Source organism: Allorhizobium sp. nf9_anc (assembly GCF_056323085.1).
Window position 1 is genome coordinate 127,522 of the sequence record NZ_JBWHZM010000003.1, and the last position, 21,492, is coordinate 149,013.

Annotated in this window: 12 protein-coding genes and 6 pseudogenes; 10 read left to right on the forward strand and 8 right to left on the reverse strand. The window is 55.1% G+C overall.

Annotation, left to right across the window (positions count from 1 at the left end; translation table 11 throughout):
• Positions 1-208: 208 nt before the first annotated feature.
• Positions 209-616 carry a hypothetical protein gene (locus AC02Y0_RS24015; RefSeq protein WP_476384403.1) on the reverse strand — a complete coding sequence of 136 codons (408 nt, stop codon included), beginning with the start codon at positions 614-616 and terminating at the stop codon, positions 209-211.
• A gap of 50 nt (positions 617-666) precedes the next feature.
• On the opposite strand from AC02Y0_RS24015, the pseudogene tnpC (AC02Y0_RS24020) reads away from it, so the two are divergent.
• The 5 genes and pseudogenes from tnpC (AC02Y0_RS24020) to AC02Y0_RS24040 form a co-directional block, all read left to right on the forward strand.
• Positions 667-1,698, forward strand: a pseudogene (gene tnpC, locus AC02Y0_RS24020) (IS66 family transposase); the annotation flags it as partial.
• A 244-nt stretch (positions 1,699-1,942) separates the two neighbouring features.
• Positions 1,943-2,272, forward strand: coding sequence for a transposase (locus AC02Y0_RS24025; RefSeq protein WP_476384404.1), 330 nt, complete (start codon positions 1,943-1,945; stop codon positions 2,270-2,272).
• Complete coding sequence (tnpB, locus tag AC02Y0_RS24030; protein ID WP_476384405.1) at positions 2,269-2,622, forward strand: IS66 family insertion sequence element accessory protein TnpB; 354 nt, start codon at positions 2,269-2,271, stop codon at positions 2,620-2,622. The genes AC02Y0_RS24025 and tnpB overlap by 4 nt, the downstream gene beginning before the upstream one ends.
• Before the next feature lie 69 nt (positions 2,623-2,691).
• Positions 2,692-4,269, forward strand: coding sequence for an IS66 family transposase (tnpC, locus tag AC02Y0_RS24035; protein WP_476384406.1), 1,578 nt, complete (start codon positions 2,692-2,694; stop codon positions 4,267-4,269).
• Positions 4,270-4,807: 538 nt separating this feature from the next.
• Positions 4,808-4,927, forward strand: a pseudogene (locus AC02Y0_RS24040) (transposase); the annotation flags it as partial.
• A gap of 134 nt (positions 4,928-5,061) precedes the next feature.
• On the opposite strand, the gene AC02Y0_RS24045 reads toward AC02Y0_RS24040, so the two are convergent.
• Complete coding sequence (locus AC02Y0_RS24045; protein WP_476384547.1) at positions 5,062-6,249, reverse strand: hypothetical protein; 1,188 nt, start codon at positions 6,247-6,249, stop codon at positions 5,062-5,064.
• 38 nt (positions 6,250-6,287) lie between these two features.
• Positions 6,288-8,831, reverse strand: a complete 2,544-nt coding sequence (locus AC02Y0_RS24050; RefSeq protein ID WP_476384407.1) for a hypothetical protein — start codon at positions 8,829-8,831, stop codon at positions 6,288-6,290.
• A 536-nt stretch (positions 8,832-9,367) separates the two neighbouring features.
• On the opposite strand from AC02Y0_RS24050, the gene AC02Y0_RS24055 reads away from it, so the two are divergent.
• Positions 9,368-10,924: an ISL3 family transposase gene (locus AC02Y0_RS24055; RefSeq protein ID WP_476384402.1), complete on the forward strand. Its 1,557-nt coding sequence runs from the start codon at positions 9,368-9,370 to the stop codon at positions 10,922-10,924.
• Positions 10,925-11,503: 579 nt separating this feature from the next.
• On the opposite strand, the pseudogene AC02Y0_RS24060 reads toward AC02Y0_RS24055, so the two are convergent.
• Positions 11,504-12,178: pseudogene (locus AC02Y0_RS24060) on the reverse strand (IS3 family transposase); the annotation flags it as partial.
• A 615-nt stretch (positions 12,179-12,793) separates the two neighbouring features.
• Between AC02Y0_RS24060 and AC02Y0_RS24065 the strand changes: the two are divergent.
• The gene (locus tag AC02Y0_RS24065; RefSeq protein ID WP_476384408.1) at positions 12,794-14,017 is read left to right on the forward strand and encodes a hypothetical protein; all 1,224 of its coding nucleotides are present in this window, start codon (positions 12,794-12,796) and stop codon (positions 14,015-14,017) included.
• A gap of 232 nt (positions 14,018-14,249) precedes the next feature.
• Here the strand turns inward: AC02Y0_RS24065 and AC02Y0_RS24070 are convergent.
• Positions 14,250-14,741 (reverse strand): annotated as a pseudogene (locus AC02Y0_RS24070) (integrase core domain-containing protein); the annotation flags it as partial.
• A 45-nt stretch (positions 14,742-14,786) separates the two neighbouring features.
• Here AC02Y0_RS24070 and AC02Y0_RS24075 point away from each other — a divergent pair.
• Together AC02Y0_RS24075 and AC02Y0_RS24080 are read left to right on the forward strand one after the other, a co-directional pair.
• Positions 14,787-15,671, forward strand: a pseudogene (locus tag AC02Y0_RS24075) (IS630 family transposase).
• Positions 15,672-15,887: 216 nt separating this feature from the next.
• Positions 15,888-16,247 (forward strand): hypothetical protein, encoded by a 360-nt coding sequence (locus tag AC02Y0_RS24080; protein ID WP_476384409.1) that lies wholly within the window; start codon positions 15,888-15,890, stop codon positions 16,245-16,247.
• Between the two features lie 133 nt (positions 16,248-16,380).
• Here AC02Y0_RS24080 and AC02Y0_RS24085 read toward each other — a convergent pair.
• Positions 16,381-17,628: pseudogene (locus AC02Y0_RS24085) on the reverse strand (IS256 family transposase).
• A gap of 187 nt (positions 17,629-17,815) precedes the next feature.
• Positions 17,816-18,400, reverse strand: a complete 585-nt coding sequence (locus AC02Y0_RS24090; protein ID WP_476384410.1) for a hypothetical protein — start codon at positions 18,398-18,400, stop codon at positions 17,816-17,818.
• A gap of 54 nt (positions 18,401-18,454) precedes the next feature.
• Here AC02Y0_RS24090 and AC02Y0_RS24095 point away from each other — a divergent pair, with 54 nt between their 5' ends.
• Positions 18,455-18,793, forward strand: coding sequence for a transposase (locus AC02Y0_RS24095; protein ID WP_476384411.1), 339 nt, complete (start codon positions 18,455-18,457; stop codon positions 18,791-18,793).
• A gap of 777 nt (positions 18,794-19,570) precedes the next feature.
• On the opposite strand, the gene argH is transcribed toward AC02Y0_RS24095, so the two are convergent.
• A complete protein-coding gene (argH, locus tag AC02Y0_RS24100) occupies positions 19,571-21,091 on the reverse strand; it encodes an argininosuccinate lyase (RefSeq protein ID WP_476384412.1) in 1,521 nt (506 codons plus the stop codon).
• Positions 21,092-21,492 lie beyond the last annotated feature (401 nt).

A 21,492-nucleotide genomic window follows, 5' to 3' on the forward strand; every position in this document is an offset into this window, starting at 1 on the left:
GCCGTCTTCAACAAAACGCCAGATGGCGACTGCAAGCTTTCGAGCCAGCGCGACAACTCCGATCTTGCGAGATCTGCCCGAGCCCGCCCCGAACGTACCCCGATACCACTGGGACAAAGCGCTTGTCGGTTGATACCTCAACCATTACCACGCAAGTTCAACGAGGAGCCGTCTCGCGAAGCGGTTGCCGGCTTAGCTGATCCTTTGATCATGCTTCACGGCACCACTTGCGTATGGGCTTGGTGCCAGACCGAGAAAAGCTCGCCAAACACTTTCGATTGGCGAACTGTCGATGGAATACCTCAGACACCAACAGCACAGCACTCAGTTTGCCAATACCTTTGAGCGTGGCGATGCGGCGAATCTTGTCGACATTGGGAATGCCCAGTGTGCCATCACTCAAGCCTTCCTCGAGTTGGCGGTCGAGATCAAGAATATGAGCGTGGACCAGTTCCAGGCGTTCGAACTCCTTCGTTAGCTCTGCTGCAAGGAATTTGCCGAGTGGTTCGTCATCGGCTGTCCTCACCATCTGCAGCCATTTGCGCCAGTCTCCTCTCCAGCGGGCCTTGACCTCACGGATACCGTGAAGGTTGAGCAGGGCACGAATGCGGTTCACGTGGCGTGTCCGCTCTGCCGAGTGCTGCAAGCGTTCCCTGTCGAGACGTTTGGCATCTTCCTCCTCCTGCTTGGGAACACGAACTTCACGGCATACCGTTCGAGAAGTTCGCGCAGCATCAGCCGCTCAATCGCCAAATCAAGCGCTATGCCCGAGAGGGGCTCGATCTCAGCCTTTCGACGCTTGCCGATCAGGTCGGCGCGTGTGCCACAGCCTTGAAGCCAATTCATTCATTGAGCGAGGCCCATGTCCTGGCCGCCGAGCGGCTGCATGGCGACGACACGACAGTGCCGATCCTGGCGAAAGGAAAGACTGACACGGCGCGCATCTGGACCTATGTCCGGGATGACAGACCCTTCGGTGGGCAGTCACCACCTGCGGCCCGGTTCTACGCGTCGCGAGACAGGCGACAGGAGCATCCCGAACGCCACCTGAAGACCTTCTCTTGCATTCTGCAGGCGGAGGCCTATGGCGGCTACAATCCACTGTTCAAGGTAGATCGCGATCCCGCACCTCTGACACAGGCCCTGTGCTCCATTCACGCCACAAGGTCTTCGTGCTGGCCAACATCGCCACGAACGCCAAACGTGGCAGCAAAGCTGCGCCAATCTCGCTGATGGCTTTGGAGGCCGTCAAACGGATCGATGCCCTGTTCGATATTGAACGGGAGATCAACGGCCTTTGCGCTGACCAGCGTCTAGAGCGCCGCCGCAAGGACAGCCAGCCACTCGTCGAAGAACTGCATGCTCCAAACCGAGCCGGCACAATTGTCGCGCAGCTCTCCCGTCGCCGAGCCGATCGACTACATGCTGAAACGGTGGGACGGCTTTACGTCATTCCTCAACGACGGCCGAATTTGCCTGACGAACAATTCCGCCGAGCGAGCGCTTCGGGGCTTCGCGCTCGGACGGAAATCATGGCTCTTCGCCGGATCGGATCGTGGTGCTGAACGTGCGGCGTTCATGGCGACACTGATCATGAGCGCGAAGCTCAATGACATCGACCCGCAGGCCTGGCTTGCCGACGTCCTCGCCAACATTGCGGACACGCCGATCAGCAGGCTGGAGCAACTGCTGCCGTGAAATTGGACACCCAAGACGCCGAATGCTCAGGCTGCCTAAACTGCGGCCTTCGCCGGATGCTTACGACATACGAGTTCTCTGAATGTGAGGATCTATGTTTAGTAACCGGTGTTGCGCCCCCACGTTGCCCGTTGTCGTATGATCTGTGATCGACATTCCATGGATGAGCGAGAAGGAGTTTCTCCATGGAGTCTACGTTGGAGGTTCTCAAGACGGGGCATAGCCGACGTGAGGTGCACCGCCAATGGCCCGACGAGGTCAAGGCACGGATCGTTTCCGAGAGCTTGCGCCCAGGCGCGACGTAAATGAAGTCGCACGGCGCTACGGGCTGAAGGCCAACCACCTGTCATCGTGGCGCACGCTGGCGCGGCAAGGGAAGTTGGTATTGCCAGAGCCGGAAGACGCGGTCGAGTTTGCGGCCATGGTTGTCGAGCTGCAGCCGCCTGAGCGGCCAGCGGTGAAGGCAATCACACGTGCAGAGATTATTGTCGGTTCAGTTACGATCCGTCTGGAGGAAGGTGCGTCCGCGTCTCGGATCGCTGGCATCGCCCGCGCCCTGGCGGCGGGGACATGATCTTTCCGTCGAACCGCGTCCGGAGCATGGTCGCGACCAAACCCGTGGACTTTCGCAAGGGTCATGACGGATTGGCGTCCTTGGTGAAGAACGAGCTGCACAAGGACCCGTTCACCGGAACTGTCTTCGTTTTCCGGTCCCGCAAGGCGGACCGGTTGAAGCTGATCTACTGGGATGGCTCCGGTATCGTCATGGCCTACAAACGGCTGGAGGAGCACACCTTCACTTGGCCCACCATCAAGAATGGGCTGATGACGCTCACCCATGCCCAGTTCGAAGCCCTGTTCGCAGGCCTTGATTGGCGGCGGGTTCATGCCATCCAGACGAGGACGCCGGAAGCGGTTGAATAGCTGCGGCACGATGACTCAGCACCGCAAATTCCGAAGGCAAATCGGCTCGGGATTTGGTAGCTTCCAGCCATGCTTGAAGCCGCCGACCTTCCCGATGATGTTGCCGCTCTGAAGGAGATGCTGATGGCGGCGCGGCTAAGCGAGGCGGCCAAGGACGTCGCGATAGCCAGCAAAGATGAGCACATCGCCCGCAAGGATGAGCGGATCGAACGGCTTGAGAAGCTGGTTGCAGCATTCAAGCAGGCAGCCTTCGGACGCAGATCCGAGAAGACCGATCCTGATCAATTCGACCTGGCGCTGGAAGACCTGGAGACGGCTATGGCCGTTATCCATGCAGAGGATGAGGCGGACACTCCTGCTGGAAACAGGATTGCCAAGCCACGCGCCATCAATCGCGGCTCCCTTCCAAAGCATCTTCTCCGTATCGAAGAGGTGATCGAGCCGGAAAGCCTGATCTGCGCCTGCGGCGGTTGCCTGCATCGCATCGGCGAGGATGTTTCCGAACGGCCGGATGTTGTCCCGGCGCAGTTCCGTGTCATTGTCACCCGTCGCCCCAAATATGCCTGCCGTGCCTGCACAGATGGCGTTGTTCAGGCTCTGGCTCCAGCACGGCTGATCCAGGCAGGGCTGCCGACGGAAGCGACCGTCGCCCATGTGCTGGTCTCCAAATATGCCGATCACCTTCCGCTCTATCGGCAGGCCCAGATCATAAGCCGCCAAGGCATCGATCTCGACCGCTCCACGTTTGCCGACTGGGTCGGCCGGGCAGCCTATGAGCTGCGTCCCGTCTTCGATGCGTTGATCGGCGACCTGAAGCGATCAACCAAGCTGTTCATGGACGAGACCCGTGCCCCGGTTCTCGATCCCGGCTCCCGCAAGACCAAGACCGGATACTTCTGGGCGCTGGCGCGTGATGATCGTGCATGGAACGGCGGCGCTCCGCCGGGCGTCGCCTTCACCTATGCGCCTGGTCGAGGAGGCATTCATGCAGAACGAATATTGCAGGGCTTCTCCGGTATCCTGCAGGTCGATGGCTATGCAGGATACAACAGGCTGATCGCCCCAGAGCGCGTTGGCCCGGACATTCAGCTTGCCTATTGCTGGGCACACGCCCGTCGCAAGCTGGTGGAGATCACCCGCAACAGCTCAGCGCCGATTGCCGAGGACGGCGTCAAGCGGATTGGTGAACTGTATCGGATCGAGGCCGAACTGCGCGGTCTTGATCCGGAAGCTCGCCTTGCTGGACGGCAGGAGCGGTCAGCGCCACTGGTCGCCGATATGCAGACTTGGCTCGCCCATCACCTTGTCCGTGTCGCAACAAAATCCCCGCTCGGCGAGGCTTTGGCCTACATCGCCAAATACTGGGATGGCCTGAAGCTCTTTCTGATCGATGGGCGCATCGAGATCGACAACAACAGTGTCGAGCGGACCATCCGGCCGATAGCCCTCAATCGCAAGAATGCGCTCTTTGCCGGGCACGACACTGGTGCTGAGAACTGGGCAACAATCGCCTCGCTTGTCGAAACGTGCAAACTCAATACCGTCGATCCGCAGGCGTATCTGACCGCCACACTCACCGCCATCGTCAAAGGCCACAAGCAAGGCCGGATCGAGGAACTCTTGCCGTGGAACGCGCCAGGACGCTGACGCATAGAAGATTTGTCACGATAGCCTAAGGGTTTACACCGCGTCGGCCAACAATGTCAGCGCGCTGGCAAGTTCCAGTCGCTGGTATGATGTCGAGCTTATCTCCGACTTTGAAACCATCCCGAGGCGTACCGATCTCAAACTGGTACTTACACGCAATAGCCGCCCCAGTCGGAGTAGTCCTTGAGAAAGATAGCTCCGCCATCGTCACGACTGTCGTCCCACGACGATTCACTTCTTGGTCCCAAACGGCTTCCACAGTCGCGACGGAACGCTCAAAATGCTGGAGCCGCCACAAATAAAACCTAACGATGGCCGAGCAGGCCGCTAACCCGATCAATGTGAACACGATCCTCATCACCGCGAGTTCTCGTGTCACCTTCGCATCGTATTTCCTTCTAAGCATCGCTATTCACCCTCACATGCCTGCAACTATGAAGGGATCGCGCAATCTCTGCAACGGAAGAGCGGATTGGGTGGTGTGCTGGAAACACCGGTTACTATGTTCAGGCCTGCGGCTAACCTTGGGTTGATACCAATGATTGAGGAGGTGCCCGATCGCCTTGACGGGTCGCCGCGACAGTTGCGACGGTACTGGTCCAACGAATTCAAGGCCACAGCGGTTGAGCAGGCCTGTCAGCCCGGTGTGAACATGTCGGCAGTTGCGCGGCAGATCGGGGCCTCACCGTCTCAACTCTACCGGCAGCGCAGAGAACGGTTGGGCATTGATGAGCTTGGACAGGCAGTATCTATAAATGAACGAAGCCACCACTCGATGTTAGCTCCATTGCATCAAATGGAAATTGGTGAGTTGCCCCTTGCTCGCTCGCCTGCGCGATCATCTAGCCCGCGCGCAGCCTTAAACTCTTTCATTTTTTTGAACATTTTTTCATTTGCAATAACTTTGTTTTCAGGTGAGACCTCGTTTGGAAACGCACCTGGAATCTTTAAAGGCTTTTCTGGTGGGGATTTGCCGAAATCCTTCCCTGGTTGGTCAATGCGAGAGGTGAATCCGAGTCTTCTTACGGTCAGCCGGTCATTCTCGTCGTTTCCACCCCTGCGATAATCCCTCGAATTTAGCCCTAATGCGCCTCTTTTATAATCAATCACTAATTCTTGTTCTGAGTTGACACGTTGCAGTCTGCGAACTTTGACATGTTCACGCTTGTCAATTCCTTTAACGAGATCATCGTGGTTAACAGGAGTATCGGCTTTCCCTTTAACTGAGTATTCAACCTCTCCGGTGGTATCTTTGTAAAATACGCGTGCTCTGCCAAAAAGCTCTTTTGCGGAGCTAATTAAATTTCCCTCATTGTCATTCCTCGAATCTGTAGAGTAGTGCTTCGTAATTCCTAGTTTACGCGACGTTGTCCCTTTACTGTCGACATTTTTCTCATAGCGAAAGTTTTTGCCTAAAGCGATTTTGAAATGTGAGGTTCCATCTTCGCTTTTTGAGCGCGATATGGATAACGATCCAATCGTTAGACCGGTCGGCGTTGCTTTTCCCTCGGCACTTTTGCTATAACTTATGGACAGCCCGGGCTTACTTCTGGGTATCCCAGGTACTACGTGCCTGTCCATTTCTCGTGTGATATGTTTGTCACCTGGAGCGTCGTAGGCGACATGCTTATCACTGAACATGTTTTTAGAGCGTCGGCCAAGTACTACGTCATCACCCTCCGCATTCTTTCCAGCAAAGATGGTATCCTTTTTCCACGGACGCCAATCTTTTGATACCTCAACAGTGGTGAAACCATCTACTTCCTGGCGCGTTCTAGACTTGGTTTGAAATCCAAGAAAATCTGAGCTCAGTTTTTCGTAGTTTCCTTTGTTCTCGAAGCCGCCGTACTTTTTGTCGTTCTTGAAGTCGATACGTTTTCGCTTGTCCAAGAAAGTGCGGGCATCCTCATAGATCGAGGCTCCGTCATCGTCATTCATCGAACCGCGACGAGCTTTGTCTTTATCATTGGAATTGGCCATAATATTCTTCCTTAGCCCCGACTAAGGGCCGTTCGGTTTCAGCGGCTGAGGCTCTGACTGCGGGCACGGTTGTCGTAAAGAACGCCCTGTCTGGCGCTGTTTGCGTCTCTGGCAATGTTGGATATATTAACGTTGACGTTATCGATCGCCTGCTTGGGTTTACTTGTCGGTTTCGCGGGAGTTTTCGCTTGGTAGCCTGGCGCTTTCGCTTTGCCAGGACTGTCCGATTGAATTTTTCTTATCCCTCCAGAGCTAGAAAGTTTACTGACTTTCTGGTGAATATTATTATTCAATACATTGGGTTTCAGCGTGCGCGCTGAAGGTGCCTTCGTAATTCCTCGCAATTCGGCGAGACTACGGAACTTCTGCCTATCGTGAAAGCTACCCCTAGCCGTTCCATTGAAAACCTCTTGGCTAAATACGTCGTCCTTGTCCGGTTTGGAACCGGTTTCTCTAATGAAACTTTTGGCTTCGATTAGTTTGCCGTCATGAGAAACCAGCTTGATTGGTCGGGAAGAATCTGCAGCGGGCGACCTATCGCCCATCGCCAGATCAAGGCCTGCCGCATTCATGGTCGCCAGATAGCTATCTGATTCGTATTTTTTGTAATCCTTGGGAGAAAGAACGGATTTTCCGTCTGGCGATTGAAGTAACACTTCACGCGCTGACTTATCCTTATGCATGCCCAAGGGCGGTTTATCACCTGTGCGCTGTCGTTCATATTCCTCATGCGAGACATATTCTTTTCCTTTGACGCCAGCGCGGTACATGGCAATAGGAATGTCGGAACGGCGTTCTTCGAAAGCCACAGCAGAAAGCTTGCCATATTCGATGGCAGCTGCATTCCGTCCATGGCGTTTATCAAAAGCCTCAGTCGTGACCAGCTTGCCGTCTTTATCCTGGAGCCATAGCTTATCGGATGCCTGCAGTGCTTCCTTTAATGTTCTTCGTTGTGACTTGTTGGGATCAAATGCAATATAGGAATTATCGAAGCGAGCCATCGCGGGGTAGTCCGCCAACGGCTTGACTTTTCTGTCAACCTTGTTGACATCAAGCTTCATTTTACCGAATTCGTCTTGGGCGATTTGGGAGGAAGTCTTCCCAGGTATTCGCGATGGTGTGTTGAGCAGCCTATCGAGGTGCTCTGCTTTTGTTACGATAGTGTCGTCCAAACCTTTGATCAAAGTTTGGCTACTGTTAAGCGCTTCCAATGGGGCAGGCCGCCCGTATCGATACCGGTGCATATCGTCGGTCAGGTAGCGCGTGGTACCATCTGTCGGCTTGCTTTCTGGGTCTGGAAAGATAGCAACTGTAGTAGCAGTGTCCGATACTGCATAAGGATTGACCACCATCGTCTGCTCCGCTTTCGGAACAAAGGTGAATGGTTGGCTGTAACCGGAGGTATTGGCGGTAAAAAGCGGCATGTCCTGTTTCGGCAAGTCAGGCTCGACCTTTATATTCGGATTGTTGACTTCGTAATCCATATCGTTGTCCCGGCTAAGTTTTGTCTCTGCAGCAGCCATTTCATTCGCTTCGGTGGGTAGATGATTTTCCAAGATTTGGTTTAGAGGGGATGTTGGCGATGTCATATTTGGCGCGCTACCTTGAGATGAAACCGCCGGCGTAGCCTGAGCGGCTTCTAAGTTCGTGGCAGTCCGGACAGGAGCGCTCATTGTGTCTGGACCACTTTCAGGCGTATCAAGCTGGGACTGCATAGCGTTTTCCACGAGTTCATTTTCGTCTGGTTTCATTGGCATTGCCACCGGCGCGGTTTGTCGCGCATAGGATTGAGGAGATAAACTTTCGAAACTCTGGTTTGGACGGGATAGCGGCGAAGTTGTATTACGCCCCTCACCTTGAGGTGAAATATGCGGCGTTGGCTGATTGGACGCTAAGTTCGTGGCATCCTGGAGAGGTGAGCTTATTGTGGCTGGAGCGTTGTAAGATGCATCAAATTGGGGCTGCTTATCGTTTTCGTCTAGCTTTATCGGCTCTTCCATTAACGTGGTTGGTAGCGTATGGGGTTGAGGAGATAAGTTTTCCAAACTTTGGTTTGAGGTGGATATCGGGAGAGTCATGTTGTGCCCGCCATCTTGAGATGTAATTTCAGTTCCATCCCCATTTGCAAGGCTCGGTTTGGAGATTTTATACGGTCGCACGTCACTCTTTTCAGAGCTGTCATACTCGAGAGGACGCTTCCTTTTACCTAGGATACTTCCAACAGATTCATCATTGCCAATTGCATTGCTATTCGTGGATAGGGTCGGTGATGGGGATTCAGTAACCCCGGACGCATATATTTTGGGCTCCATGCTGTCATAATTCCTGACGTTGTTTTCAAAAGTCCGGGTTTGATCTACCGCCAAAGCGGCTATGCCTCTCTCGTATCCCACAGGTGCAGCTATGGAGGGTGGTGTCACGCTGTAGATGTCGTGCTGTGAGGTGGCGGGAGAACTGATCTCATGAGCACCATGGTGATCTGAATTACTAATCTCTGTGATTTCGTCGTCATCATTATCAAAGAGGTGTGCTGTATCCGAAATGCGTTTTGCGGCTATGTCGGCCTCAGGATTATCTTCCATCAAAATATTGCCTCATCGGCTGGCGCTTCTTGAGATTAATGGTGCGTGTTTCACCGGGTTGTGAAAGTTAACTGTATGGACCTCTTTGATGACCCTTATGGAAATATAAACCCTTGTCGAACATCGCAAAATGATGATGCAATCAGAGCGAAGTTTCAGGATAATTGAACCAAATTCGGTTTAGTGCAAGTATTTATAACTATTTGTTACAAGTGTAATTGAATGACATCCGTTAACTTTTAATGGCGATATTACTTTATTTGTTATTTTGTTTGTATCTTCGTATATATGGCTTCCAGCTGGGATTTTGTAATATTGTAACGGTGAATTTCATAGTTACGTACTTGCGTTCTTTCATTGGGAAAAAGAGCGGTTTAGAAACGTGCTCGAATGTCGAGCTGGCGGTGAACACCACGCAGTCAGTGTCAATCGGCGCGGAAAGTTGACCCCATATCGGCGTGCAAAATTAGCTCTGACTCACTTTTGATGAATTCTGGGCGTCGGCTGGCGTTGGTTTTGCAGAAGGAATCAGCGCCATGGTTCATTCGCTTCGCCCCTCCGCACTCGTGCCTCGAGGCTTTGTCATCGATGAGACAGCTTCTGCTGGCGATGCCATCATACTCACTGTCCGATCGACGGATATATCCAGCGGTTGTCCAGGCTGCGGAACAAGATCTGCGCGGATACACAGTCGTTATCATCGACGCCTGACGGATCTTCCCATCGCGGGAAAGTCTGTGCGATTGGTAATTGCCGCACGCCGCTTCTACTGTGACGCAGTGCTGTGTGGCCGACGGATTTTTGCCGAGCGCTTTGAGGCAGATGTCCTGGCGTCGTGGGCGCGGCGCACTGCGCGGCTTGATCACATCGTCCACCATCTCGGGCTTGCTTTGGGTGGGCGACCGGCGGCGACTATCGCCCGCAGACTGATGGTGCCGGTCAGCAACGACACCTTGCTGCGTGTCGTCCGACGGCGCGGCACCCCGCGTATCGTTCCGCCGACGGTGATCGGCATCGACGACTGGGTATGGCGGCGCAACCAGCGTTACGGGACGATCATCTGCGATCTCGAACGGCGCAAAACCATTGCACTTCTGCCAGACCGAGAACCGGCAACCGCTCAGGCCTGGCTTTCGGGTCAGCAACAGATCAGTGTCGTCGCCCGCGACTGCGGTGGCGCCTACGCCCTTGCTGCAGCCAAGGCATTGCCGGACGCGACCCAAGTGGCCGATCGATGGCATTTGATGGAGAACGCCAGTCGGGCATTCCTCGACGCCGTCCGCAAATCGATGCGACAGATCAGAACAGCGATCGGGTCGGTAACGATCAACACGGAGCTGCTGACGGCAGCAGAGCTGATCCAATATCAGGGATATCTGCATCGAGAAGACACGAACGCCGTCATTTTGGACTTGGCCAAGTCCGGTGCTGCAATCAAAGAAATCGTTCGTTGCACAGGGCACAGTCGCGGCCTCGTCAGGCGGGTGCTACGCGGTCAGCGATCTGAGGTGTTCCGCGTGCGGGAGAGCTCCCTTGAAGTTTATCTGCCATGGCTCGACGCGCAGTGGAGTGCCGGTCACCGCAATGGCACACAGTTGTGGCGAGACCTGACGCGCCAGGGATTCCAGGGCTGCCTTCGTGTCGTAACCGAGTGGGCGACGCGTCGGAGAAAGGCGGAAAAGATGGATTGCGAAGCGTTGAGCCGTACGCCGTCGGCACGGACTTTGGCACGCCTCATGACCATCGCTCGCGACGATCTCTCCAAGTCTCAGACCGTTACGGTTGCCGCGATTGAAGGCTTCGTGCCGCAACTCGTGGAGGCGCGGGAAGTCGTCGCCGCTCTCCAAGCCATCATCCGCAAGAAATCTCTTGCCGATCTCGAACCATGGCTGGAACGGGCCCGATCAAGCTTGGTCGCGGCCTTCGCCAATGGTGTCGCCAAAGACCGGGCAGCCGTGAGTGCCCCGATCAGTTTGCCGTGGTCAAATAGAAAGACAGAAGGGCAGATTACCAAGCTCAAGCTTGTAAAACGCCAGATGTACGGCCGAGGGAAAATCGACCTCCTTCAGGCCCGCGTCATTGGCGCCGGATAGGCCTCTGGCCACCAAAATTGCGTCAGAGCCAATTTTGCACGCCGATTCACAATCAGGGTCAACTCCCTTGGGACGCAATACTTCGTGGTCATTCCATCATGCCTTCCCTCGTTCATATGCTGGACGTCAGCGCATTGGTGAGGTTGCCGGTCGCAGTCTTTTCCCTTGCGTTCCGCAAGTCGATGCCGATGTCATGGTCCGACTGCATTCTCCCCATGACCCCATACGGGCGACCTACATATACGACCGTATTCGGATGCCGCCGACATACGTGTCCGGCAGCTTCATCAGCATTTCGCCTGTTAAGCCGTGTAGGCGAAGGCGACCTTTCAGCCCTCAGATGCGGGTTAACTGGTTCGTGTTCCTCAACCCTCCAATACTTCAGCCTCGGGAACCATCTCGGCGTAACGGCTTCGCCTCAATCCCCTTTACCTGCGGGCTACGTCACCCTGCCAGTTGACGGCAGGTCGCCGCCGCTTGGGCTCATGCCCCCTCGCAGCAGGGGGAAGGCAATTCTTCACATCCTCCTTTCTCTTTGCATTCCAGTCATATGCCTCCCCGGCTGGGGCGAGGCGCACTATAGGTTATGTCGGTGACCCAAGCCTTGTCCGGGGCCGCGACGTCGAATTGCCGAGCCCGCGTGTTGTCGATGGGAATGGAAGGCCTGCCACCGTAAACTCGAGGACGGCGCTTGTAGCTGATCTGAGCCTTTATGCCGGCAATCCGCGTCACACGTGCAACCCGGTTGGGGCGGCATGCTTCGCCGTGATCGAGCAGGTTGTCATGAAGCTTGCGATACCCGTAGACCTTGCCGCTGTCTTTCCAAGCCGTTTTGAGCAGATCGATCTGCCGCTTGTCCTCACAGGCACGCTTACTCAAGGGCATCCGAAGCCAACCATAGAAGCTGCTGGGATGGATGCGTAACAGGCGGCACATCATTCGTACCGAAAATCGCTGCTGATGCTGGGCAACGAACGCGTACTTCACTTTGCATCCCTGGCGAAATACGCGGTCGCATTTTGGGATGTCGCGCTCATTGGTTACACGCGCCAGTTCCTTCTTAAGCTGCCTGATCTCGTCGGCCTGGTCGTTGCCCTGGTTGCCAGACACGGAAGAGAACTTCTTCTTCCACTCATAGAGCGAGTGCGAGCTCACACCCAGACTCTGCGAGACCTCCACAACCGGATAGCCTCGTTCTGTGATCTGACGTACCGCGTCTCGCTTAAACTCTTCGCTGAAACTCGATTTGCTTATGGTAATCTTTTTGCCTCAAAATTAGGGAAGAAGGTGTCTACAAATCTCGGGGCTATTTAGTGCTGTCCTCCGCCTGCTTCAGAACGAACGCAATCTGCGCCTCGTTAAACGTTGCTGCCTTCATCGGAATTCTCCTCTGTCCCCGCAGGGATCATAAGCTGAAAATTCCAGCTCTGAATGGCTCAATTTGTTGGGGGTAAGTCAGCGGCAATCCGTTGAATTGGCGCCCAACCGTGACTTCCGTCGCTCCACAACTCTCCCGGCATAGACCGAAGCTAGGATGAGCCGGGAGTTCGCCGCGGGGAACATTGCGCATGACCCAATCTCTTCAAAATAATTACTATCGTAACCGCTTCTTTCTTTGGTTGCTGCCGAGTATGCATTAATAGCAAACAGTTGAGGTAGCTGGGTCGACCGAAAAAAAATTTACCCGAAGGCGCCAATATTATGTGAGCTACATCCCGTGCTCACGAACGATAGATACGGTTCCGATGAATTGTACCCGTGCAATAAAAACCGACCTAGCCAAATGCGCCACCGAGTCGATTCCTCATGACGGTCTAGCTTGCCGGCCAAACATGGATCTACACGGTCTCTTTTTGAAATAACTCATTCATGGCTTTGTTCAGAAAAATACAGACTTTGTTCGGTAAAAGAATTTCGTTGCATGCCGAGAATAACGTGCAGATTCAAGAAAGAAATTCCGAGGATAAGTATTACACCGCTTCCAAAGGGTCCTTGTCTGGTGACGCGGACACCTTACGGGGCACGACCCGTCACCAGTCCTCCCCCCCTCCTTATGCGCCAGCGTCGATGGCTTCGGGTATACCCATTATGCAATCGACCGCCGAACGTCCGACCGACAGCGCCGCTTTTGACATAAAGGAAATAAGTCGGGCACTCGACGCAATTGATTCTCGACCAACCGTTCCGTCATTGAAGAGCAAGCAGCAACAATTCAGCGACAGGCCACCAGAGATCAATACAGTTAGCCACACGGTTCATCCAATCGAACCGTCTCAATCTTCAGTTCCTGGAAAGGCTCCTGGAACCTATAGTTATAGATACAAGGAGCGTGAGCGGCTGGCGCGCTACGGCCACGACATTTCAGGCGGCGCTGTGGATGATGACGGCAAATATCGTAGCCGGTTTGAGAGCGAACATTTGTATTCCTTCGCAACGGCGCATCCCTATCCTATGCAACGGACGTCCAAAGAGGGCAGAGAGGCTGCGGACAAGGGTATGGCCTATTATGAACTCGGCGATCTGCACCAGGCTCACATAAGCTCTCAAAACACTTACGATGTAATGTCAGGAAAGGTCAAAATTGTAGGGTCCGATCACGGTTGGAATGACCCAGGTGTATTCCGCAACCATGTAAGAAGCGCATTGCGGGATACGAAGACCATTGCGACGGGAGAAAACCTCTCTGTTGCAGGCCAGCTGCATATTCTGGACTACGGCTTCATTCACCAACGGGCCAGTGAAAAGGGCTCTCCCTATGGAGCATATCCGGACTATGCGACACTTAGTGCGGCCCGCAACAGTTTTGGTTATATGTTGAAAAGCTCACCAACCGTTCATATTTCGGACAACACTGGCTCTGGTCGACCTGCTGGTAAGCAGCAGATTTCGGCGAAAACACGCGCCGAACTTATCCTCGCCCATCAGGCAGCCGTGGAATCAAAATATCCGTCGACCGATGACGTTAGACGGGTTGCCGAGGGCGTGCTACCTGCAGAAGCTTATGACGAAAAGCGGGAAACGTGGGATACGGAAGACAGGGTGCTTGGTCGTGTTACGTATGACGAGCGAACAAGAGTGCGTGATCGATGGTGAGTCTATGATTTCCTGATGCACGACTTAGCTATTCCCTCGAATCAAGATTTATCACATCAGTGACGGAAGCTGGTCGCGGTCCGTTGGAAACAGTCCGCATCACCCTTGACGGTGGTCAGATACAACCCGAAGCTTACCCATGAAGACCTTTAAGGCGTTTCTTGTTAAGAATACGGCGTCAGCCCCCATTTCCACGCTCGAGCCCTAATGTAGCTGACCTGCCACTGAACTTTCATGCGGCGGCGATTAGAGCCTCGGCGTTTTTTGCTACGCGAAATGGCGCGGTGGGAGCAACCGGCGGAAACGCGAAGCCACCACATTGCCTAGCGTTTTAGCCGATTGCGGCGATGATGCCGACATAATCCGCCGGGGTCTGGTATCCGAGCGATGAGTGTGGCCGAAAATTATTGTACTCGTCGGCGCATTCCGCAATGGCGCTTCGGGCATGGTCGAGACCGAAGAACAGGCTATCGTTGAGCAGCTCGTCACGCATGCGGCCGTTGAAACTCTCGACATAGCCGTTTTGCATTGGTCTTCCCCGCGCGCTGTAGTGCCACTCGACCTTGTGATCCTTCGACCATGCCAGGATAGCATCCGAGGTTAGTTCGGTCCCGTTGTCGGAAAAACTCATGCCGGGCTTACCCCGTCGCTCGATAAGCGTCGTCAGCTGTCGTGCAACACGACGACCTGATATCGATGTGTCCGGGGTCGCCGCTAGGCTTTCAGTGATGATCTGCGTAGCCGCGTTCTGGCTGCGTCGCGGGATGGCATGTCGGCGCGTTCAGCGGCAGCCCGATTTGGGATTAGGGTTTCGACAGCCATCGCCTGGATTGCGAGTGCGCGAGCTGGTCTGTTGACCCCGGCGAAGCAGGGCCGACGCGGCGGCTCACGCCTGGATACTCACGAGGACTTCATCTTCGGGATGATCGAAGAGGCGAAGGACATCACACTCAATGAGATGGTCCAGCGATTGCACGAGGAAAGAGCCGTATCGATCGGCCGAAGTGCGCTTGATGTCTGGCTGCGAAAGCGCGGCTGGACTTTTAAAAAAAGACCGCACATGCACTGGAGCAGGAGCGTCCCGATCTCCTGAAACGTCGCGAGGACTGGTTCGACGGCCAGCTCGATCTCGATCCGGCGCGCCTCGTCTTCATTGATGAAACAGGCCTGAGCACGAAGATGCCCCGGCTTCGCTGACGAGCCCCTTGCGGAGATCGATGCCGCTCCCCGATCCCCCACGGGCACTGGAAGACGACGACATTCACCGGCGGCACTCAGGCTTACGGGCATGACCGCGCCCATGGTCCTCGACGGCGCAATGAACGGCGTCGCATTCCAAGCCTATGTCGAACAGGTTCTCATTCCAACCTTGGTGCCGGGCGACATCGTCATCATGGACAACCTGTCGGCACACAAAACGGAGGGGGTGCGTCTCGCAATCGAAGGTGCAGGGTGCCGGTTACTCTACCTTCCGCCCTACAGTCCAGACTTCAACCCCATCGAGAAAGCCTTCGCCAAGCTCAAAACTGTCTTGCGCGCCAAAGCCGAGCGGACCGTCGAGGGCTTATGGAATACGGTCGGCCACATCGTCATGCTGTTCGAGCCGCAAGAATGCGCCAACTACTTCAAATCCTGCGGATATGACCCCGAGTAAAGTGGATGCGCTCTAATCAATTCTGGAGAAAATTCGCAGTGGCGGGTCACCTGCCAAGCGATAAATACCCTGTTTGACCATATCGATGTACTCGAAGAACAGATAGCTGCGGTCGAAGGACAGATTGGTGAGTGGCATAGAAACAACGAAGATAGTCTTCGGCTGGCGACCGTATCAGGTGTAGGCCCGATCACTGCAACCGCTATTGTCGCAGCTGTGGGAGAAGGCCGTCAGATCCAGTCAGCACGACACTTTGCAGCCTGGCTCGGGCTGGCACTAGGATACATGCGAGCGGCAAGAAGGAGCGCATTGGCGGAACCAGCGAGGCGACCGATATTCGCGGGCGCTTCTTATCCATGGCGCGAGAGCGATAGTCGGAAAGCTGTTCCGCAAAAACGTGACGCCTCGTCCTTGGTTGATTGCGCTTGCAGCACGCATGCCGACCAACGTCGCCGCTGTCGCCGTCGGGCGCAAAACGGCACGCGCTTTGTGGGCAATGCTGACGCGTGGAGAGAAGTAACGCAGACCAGTTGCCGCGACACCGTCTGCAGCATAGTAGCTTCAGCACTCATCTGACGACCAGTGCTGGCTTGCGAGGGTAAGCGAATGTGATGGCAAACCGGCATGATCCTGGTTCGGTAAATGCCCATAGAATGATGCGAGCCACGTGAGCTCGTCCATTTGTCTGGCCACCAATCCGCGAATACCATCAAGGCCTGCGGCCGAGCGGCTCGCACAGGCAGGCCGGATACACGACCGCAAGCACCGTGTCTGCCGTAATGTACAATTGTCCTTGCAAACCGGGAGCGGTCCATACACGTCGTTTTGCTCAAGCAGCAGTACACCGACCAACCTGACGATGGCATCGTCGTTGGGGAGGATGCCGACGACTTCTGTGCGTCACTTGATCTCGCCGTTGAGACGCTCGATCGGGTTTGTCGAATGAAGCTTTGCCCAGTGCTGCTTGGGGAAGGTCATGTAGGCGAGCACATCGTGTTCGGCACTATCCATCAGCGTGGCGAGTTTCGGCACCTTTGGCCTGAGCTGGTCAGCGACATTGCGCCATTGGGTGCTTGCGGCCTCCGGTGTGTCCTGCGCAAAAGCCCTGGCGATGAAGGCGGAGACTACGCGCCGTCCGCTCTTCCCGGCATGGGCGAGCGCATTGCGCATGAAGTGGACACGGCACCTCTGCCAAGTGGCGGAAAGCACCTTCGACACTGCTGCCTTGATGCCTTCATGCGCATTGGAGACAGCAAGCTTCACGCCGCGTAGGCCTCGCCTTGTCAGCTTGCGCAGGAATTCCGTCCAGATCGCCTCGGCCTCGGATGTGCCGATCTCCATGCCGAGCACCTCGCGTCGACCATCGGTGTTGACCCCGCGGAATGATGACAGCGACAGAGATGATGCGTCCGCCGCGACGAACCTTCAGATAGGTAGCATCGATCCAGAGGTATGGCCATTCCTCCTCGATTGGCCGATCGAGGAAGGCCTTCACCTTCTCGTCGATTTCCCCTTGCCCGGCAGGCAATGCTTGCATCGCCGAAAGGGGCGCAGAGCCGGGATACCTGGCTCTTGGAAATACCGCTCATGCCCATGGCCTTGACGAGATCATCGACCGATCGGGTCGAAACGCCTTGGATGTAAGCTTCCTGAATGACCGCCGTTAGAGTCTTCTCCGCCATTCGGCGCGGCTCCAGAAAACTCGGGAAATAGTAGCCTGTACAAAGCTTCGGAATACGCAGCTCGACGGTGCCCGCCCGCGTCCCCCAGTCCCGGCCGGATAGCCGTTGCGTTGGGCAAGTCGGAAGCCGTTCTTCTCGCCATAGCCCGCGCAGGTCTTCGTCCCGACCTCCAGCGCCATCAGCTTTTCGGCAGCAAAGCCGATCATATCCCGTAGGAAATCGGCGTCGGCGCTCTTCTCAACGAGTTAGCGCAGGTTCGTCATGTCGTCGGTCATCGGTGGTGTCCCTCAGGTTGGTCTTGAACAACCCGACCCTACCGGAAAACATCGATGGCTGTGAAAAAAAGCTACACCACATGGCGTAATCGCTCAGGGCCTAGCCCTCTAGGCGGCGGCTCTCCACACTGTCCCTTGTCAACTGTGGCCAATATGCCGAAGCTATAAGGAGAACCGCCATGAAGTATCATGCCTGACTGGATTTCAGCCAGCAAACGACCTCAATCTGCATTGTTGATGACGAAGGCAAGATTGTTGCCGAACGGAAGGTGGCGTCGTGCCCATACGCTATTGGTGACGCGCTTGATCCGTTTACGATAACCCGTGCAGGACTCGAAACTGGTCCTCTGTCGTTCTTGCTATGAAATGGATTGAAGGAACGCGGCGTTCCCATAGTCGGCATGGATGCTCGCCGTGCCAATGCAGCTTTGAAGATGATGCCTGCCAGGACGACCGTAACGACGCCATCGGCCTGGCGCAGATCGTTCGTACGGGTTGGTGCAAGAGTGTTCATGTAAACTCGACGGCAAGCCACGAAGCTCGGGCGCTCCTTGCCACTCGTAGCCAACTCGTGCGAGCCCGCTGCGACTTGGAGGATCAGGTAAGAGGTGTCCTTCGCACCTTCGGCATCCTGCTTGGCAAACGGGTTGGTGGGTTCGCCAAGCGTGCCGAGGAAATCATCGACGGCGAACTCCGTGCGTCGCCGACCACACCGGCCGCCGTCGAAGCACTGATGCGGGCACGTGCCAACATCCTTTAGCAGATCTGTCATCTTGAGGCGAAGGTTCGCTCGATAGCGCGGCAGAAGAATGTCGTCAGACGGCTGATGTCGGTCTTTGGTGTCGGCGTTATCACTGCGCTCGGCTTCGTCTCAACGATTGATTACCCGGGACGATTTAAACGATCGTCCAGCGACGGAGCCTATCTTGGACTGACACCGCGCATCTGCGCTTCAGGTGAAACGATGAGATCAGGGCGCGTGTCTAAACGGAGCGATGATTTCCTTCGACGCAGCCTTTATGAGGCAGCCAATGCGCTGTTGACGCCTATCCCACAGTTCTCCGCTTTGAAGAGCTGGGGACTGCGCATCGTCCGGCGTGGCGGCTATCGAAAAGCCAAGGTGGCTGTCGCCTGGTCATCGCAAGAGCGGAGTCAGCTCGCGTGATTTATTCCAATACCCGATAGTTAGCTTATACCTGCGAGATCGTCCGGTCAGGACGATGGCGCAGTCAAGACCGATCCCGGGAATGCGCGTGCTGGTTCGTCCAGATAACCGCGAACACCACATTGGTCGACTGAGCCTGTCCAACGCCATGATGAGGCGTTCAAGGGCCGACGTCGAAGAGAACCATGAGCCTGACCTGCGATGTCCGCTCCGACCAGCTTGACAACCGCGATTGGAGAACTCCATGGGACACCATCCCTGAGAACATACTTACACGGAGTTTGTCGTTTATGAGGCTGAGTTGGATTTGGTTGTAGGAGTGAATTTTGGAAAGGTTGCTGGCAGGAAAGAGGCAAATGTAAACATCTGAGGCTTTGGTCGTCGCCTTCATTCCCGCGACCCTTCGGGGCGGGGCTCCTCCTCGGCCTCAGATGTTTACATTTGCCTCTTTCATTTTTTTGAGAAACAAGTTTCACGGTCATTGCGACGATGATTGTCACGTGCACAGAAGATGATGTGGTAGAGAGACAAGAATTGGATTTGTCTATCTAAGAGTGTCTGCGTGTTCTGACACTGCTTGGGTTAAAGTGATGGCTTGGTGAGCCGCTAGAAGTGAATTTTTTTGTGGTTTTTGGTATTCTCAAAATCATGCAGCAAAATGAGACGTACGTTGTTTCCTGCGCGAGTTTCCATTCTGGTGCGCACGTGGTTGTTCCCGTTCCGGACTGTTCTCGCCAATCTTTCCTCCACTCCTGATGGAGCTGTTTAGAGGTGTGTCTAGTTGGACAGCCAGCGCGGGATGATTTCGTAAACCATCTGGGCAAGAGAAGCCTTGGCGCCTTCGATCTGGTGGCGTTGTTTGCCAACCCAGTCAGCGTTTCCGTTGATGGCAGCATCACATTCGGTGATGAGCAGCTGAACATTCTCAGGACCGATGCTGCCCCTGCTGATGCGAGTGCGAATGAATTCGGCGGGGTCAAGTGCGGTGTTGACCTCCTCTTGAGTGATGGAGATCTCCCGGTCAGTAAATGCTGCGACTTTGTGCATGACCATGTCTGCAGTAATGCCCGAGTATCGGATTTTCCGCTCGCTGCATTCGGCCGCAAGAGCTTTCACGATGTTGTAGCCAATGCGAGTGGCGATCTGGTGCTCCTTGTCAAGCCACTCAGCGAGGTTGCTGAGCGTGCTTCCGCCCATGGCAAGGATTTCGGTGGCCCTGTCTCGGTTGAAGGTAAGCTCCTTCATGAGCGACGCCATGTGATCCAAAACCTTGTTGGTCTTGGCGACGGCCTCCGACAGGTGGGGTGCAACTCCATGGACGATCTGATCGCCAGTCCCAAGGCAGCGATAGGTTGCCAGAGCACTGGAACCCCAGTTGACAGCTGGCCCGCAGTGGAGGCGTACGGTGTCGAGGGTAAGTGGGTTCTTTTTCTGAGGGAAGATGGAGCTGACTGCGCAATAGCTATTGGGCAGGTCGATCACCTTGAATTCGATCATAAACCAGAGCTGCAAATCAGTGGCGATGTCGTTGATGTGCGCCATAATATGGGCAAGGACAGCGCACATCTCTGCCGCATAATCGGTATCGCGGCAGCGTAGCGAGTTTCTGACGAGGCCATCAAAACCGAGAAGTTGCTTTGTGATATCCCGGTCGATTTGCCATCCGGTTCCGGAGCGGCCGACCCCTCCCAAGGGGCTGTTGTTCATTCGGCGGAAGACCCCTTGCAGCCGATCGAGATCCTCGTCGAGGGTCTCTGCCTTGGCCAGCATATAGTGGTCGAAAGTGCCCGGCTGAGACTGCTGCATGTGCGTGTAGTAGCACATGGCGGAGTTGGCATACTCCTTGGCACGGAGCAGCATCACCTTCTGAAGGGCGATGATGTGATCCATGACGTCAAGGCAGACGTCACGGGTCGCGAGCCGGATGATGGTGGCGGACTGGTCGATGCGGCTGCGGGCGGTGTGCAGCTTGGCGGCGAGGTCCTTGCCAATCTTGGCCTCCAGAGCCGCCTCAATGAAGGAAAGGAAGCTCTCTTTGCTGGGATCCTGCGGGAGAGCGTCGACGCCTTCCTTGGCGATTTCGACAAGGGCAGCGAGGAGCTTGCTGCCGTCGGCGATGGGGATGATGCGAGACTTGATCAGCATGATCATGTGAGCCTGGTCGACCCAGCACATTTCGTAGAACTGGGTTGCCTCCTTTCGCTTGAGGTCGTTCCAAACGAAGGCGTGCACTGGGGCAACGGACATGTCGCGATTGTCGACGCTCGCGGAGGGGCGAATAGGCAAGGTATTAGCCATGTTGTCGCGAGCTGGTCGGGTTGAGCTACGAGCGTAGGTTTTTTTGTTGGTTGGGTTGGGACAAGTTGAGTTGTGTGGAGAAGTTTTAGTGAGTTGTGTTTGTATTTCGTCTGAAGGAGGGAGGAATTAACGGGCTTTATAATCTTCCACGATCACCAGATTTTGCAGCAGTTAGAGCACATCGGAGAACTCCGACACATCGCAGTGATGGCCTGTTTGCCAAGTACACAACTCCTCTCCGTGTCTTTTCGAATACGAGCTCGGCTAAGCCCCACTCCGGCTTGGCGTCAGCAGGTGACCAGAAGCCGAAGGCAGATGAACCAATCAATGAATGACGCGTGGCGTGTGGCACGATGCCAAGGGTTCAGCTTCCGTCATCTGACACCATTTTCGTGAATACG

Coding starts and splice junctions, on each gene's coding strand:
- AC02Y0_RS24025 (WP_476384404.1), top strand. CDS start 1,943: ATGGCCCGACGAGGTCAAGGCACGGATCGTTTCCGAGAGCTTGCGCCC.
- tnpB (WP_476384405.1), top strand. CDS start 2,269: ATGATCTTTCCGTCGAACCGCGTCCGGAGCATGGTCGCGACCAAACCC.
- tnpC (WP_476384406.1), top strand. CDS start 2,692: ATGCTTGAAGCCGCCGACCTTCCCGATGATGTTGCCGCTCTGAAGGAG.
- AC02Y0_RS24045 (WP_476384547.1), bottom strand. CDS start 6,249: ATGGCCAATTCCAATGATAAAGACAAAGCTCGTCGCGGTTCGATGAAT.
- AC02Y0_RS24050 (WP_476384407.1), bottom strand. CDS start 8,831: ATGGAAGATAATCCTGAGGCCGACATAGCCGCAAAACGCATTTCGGAT.
- AC02Y0_RS24055 (WP_476384402.1), top strand. CDS start 9,368: ATGGTTCATTCGCTTCGCCCCTCCGCACTCGTGCCTCGAGGCTTTGTC.
- AC02Y0_RS24065 (WP_476384408.1), top strand. CDS start 12,794: ATGGCTTTGTTCAGAAAAATACAGACTTTGTTCGGTAAAAGAATTTCG.
- AC02Y0_RS24090 (WP_476384410.1), bottom strand. CDS start 18,400: ATGACAGATCTGCTAAAGGATGTTGGCACGTGCCCGCATCAGTGCTTC.
- AC02Y0_RS24095 (WP_476384411.1), top strand. CDS start 18,455: ATGTCGGTCTTTGGTGTCGGCGTTATCACTGCGCTCGGCTTCGTCTCA.
- argH (WP_476384412.1), bottom strand. CDS start 21,091: ATGGCTAATACCTTGCCTATTCGCCCCTCCGCGAGCGTCGACAATCGC.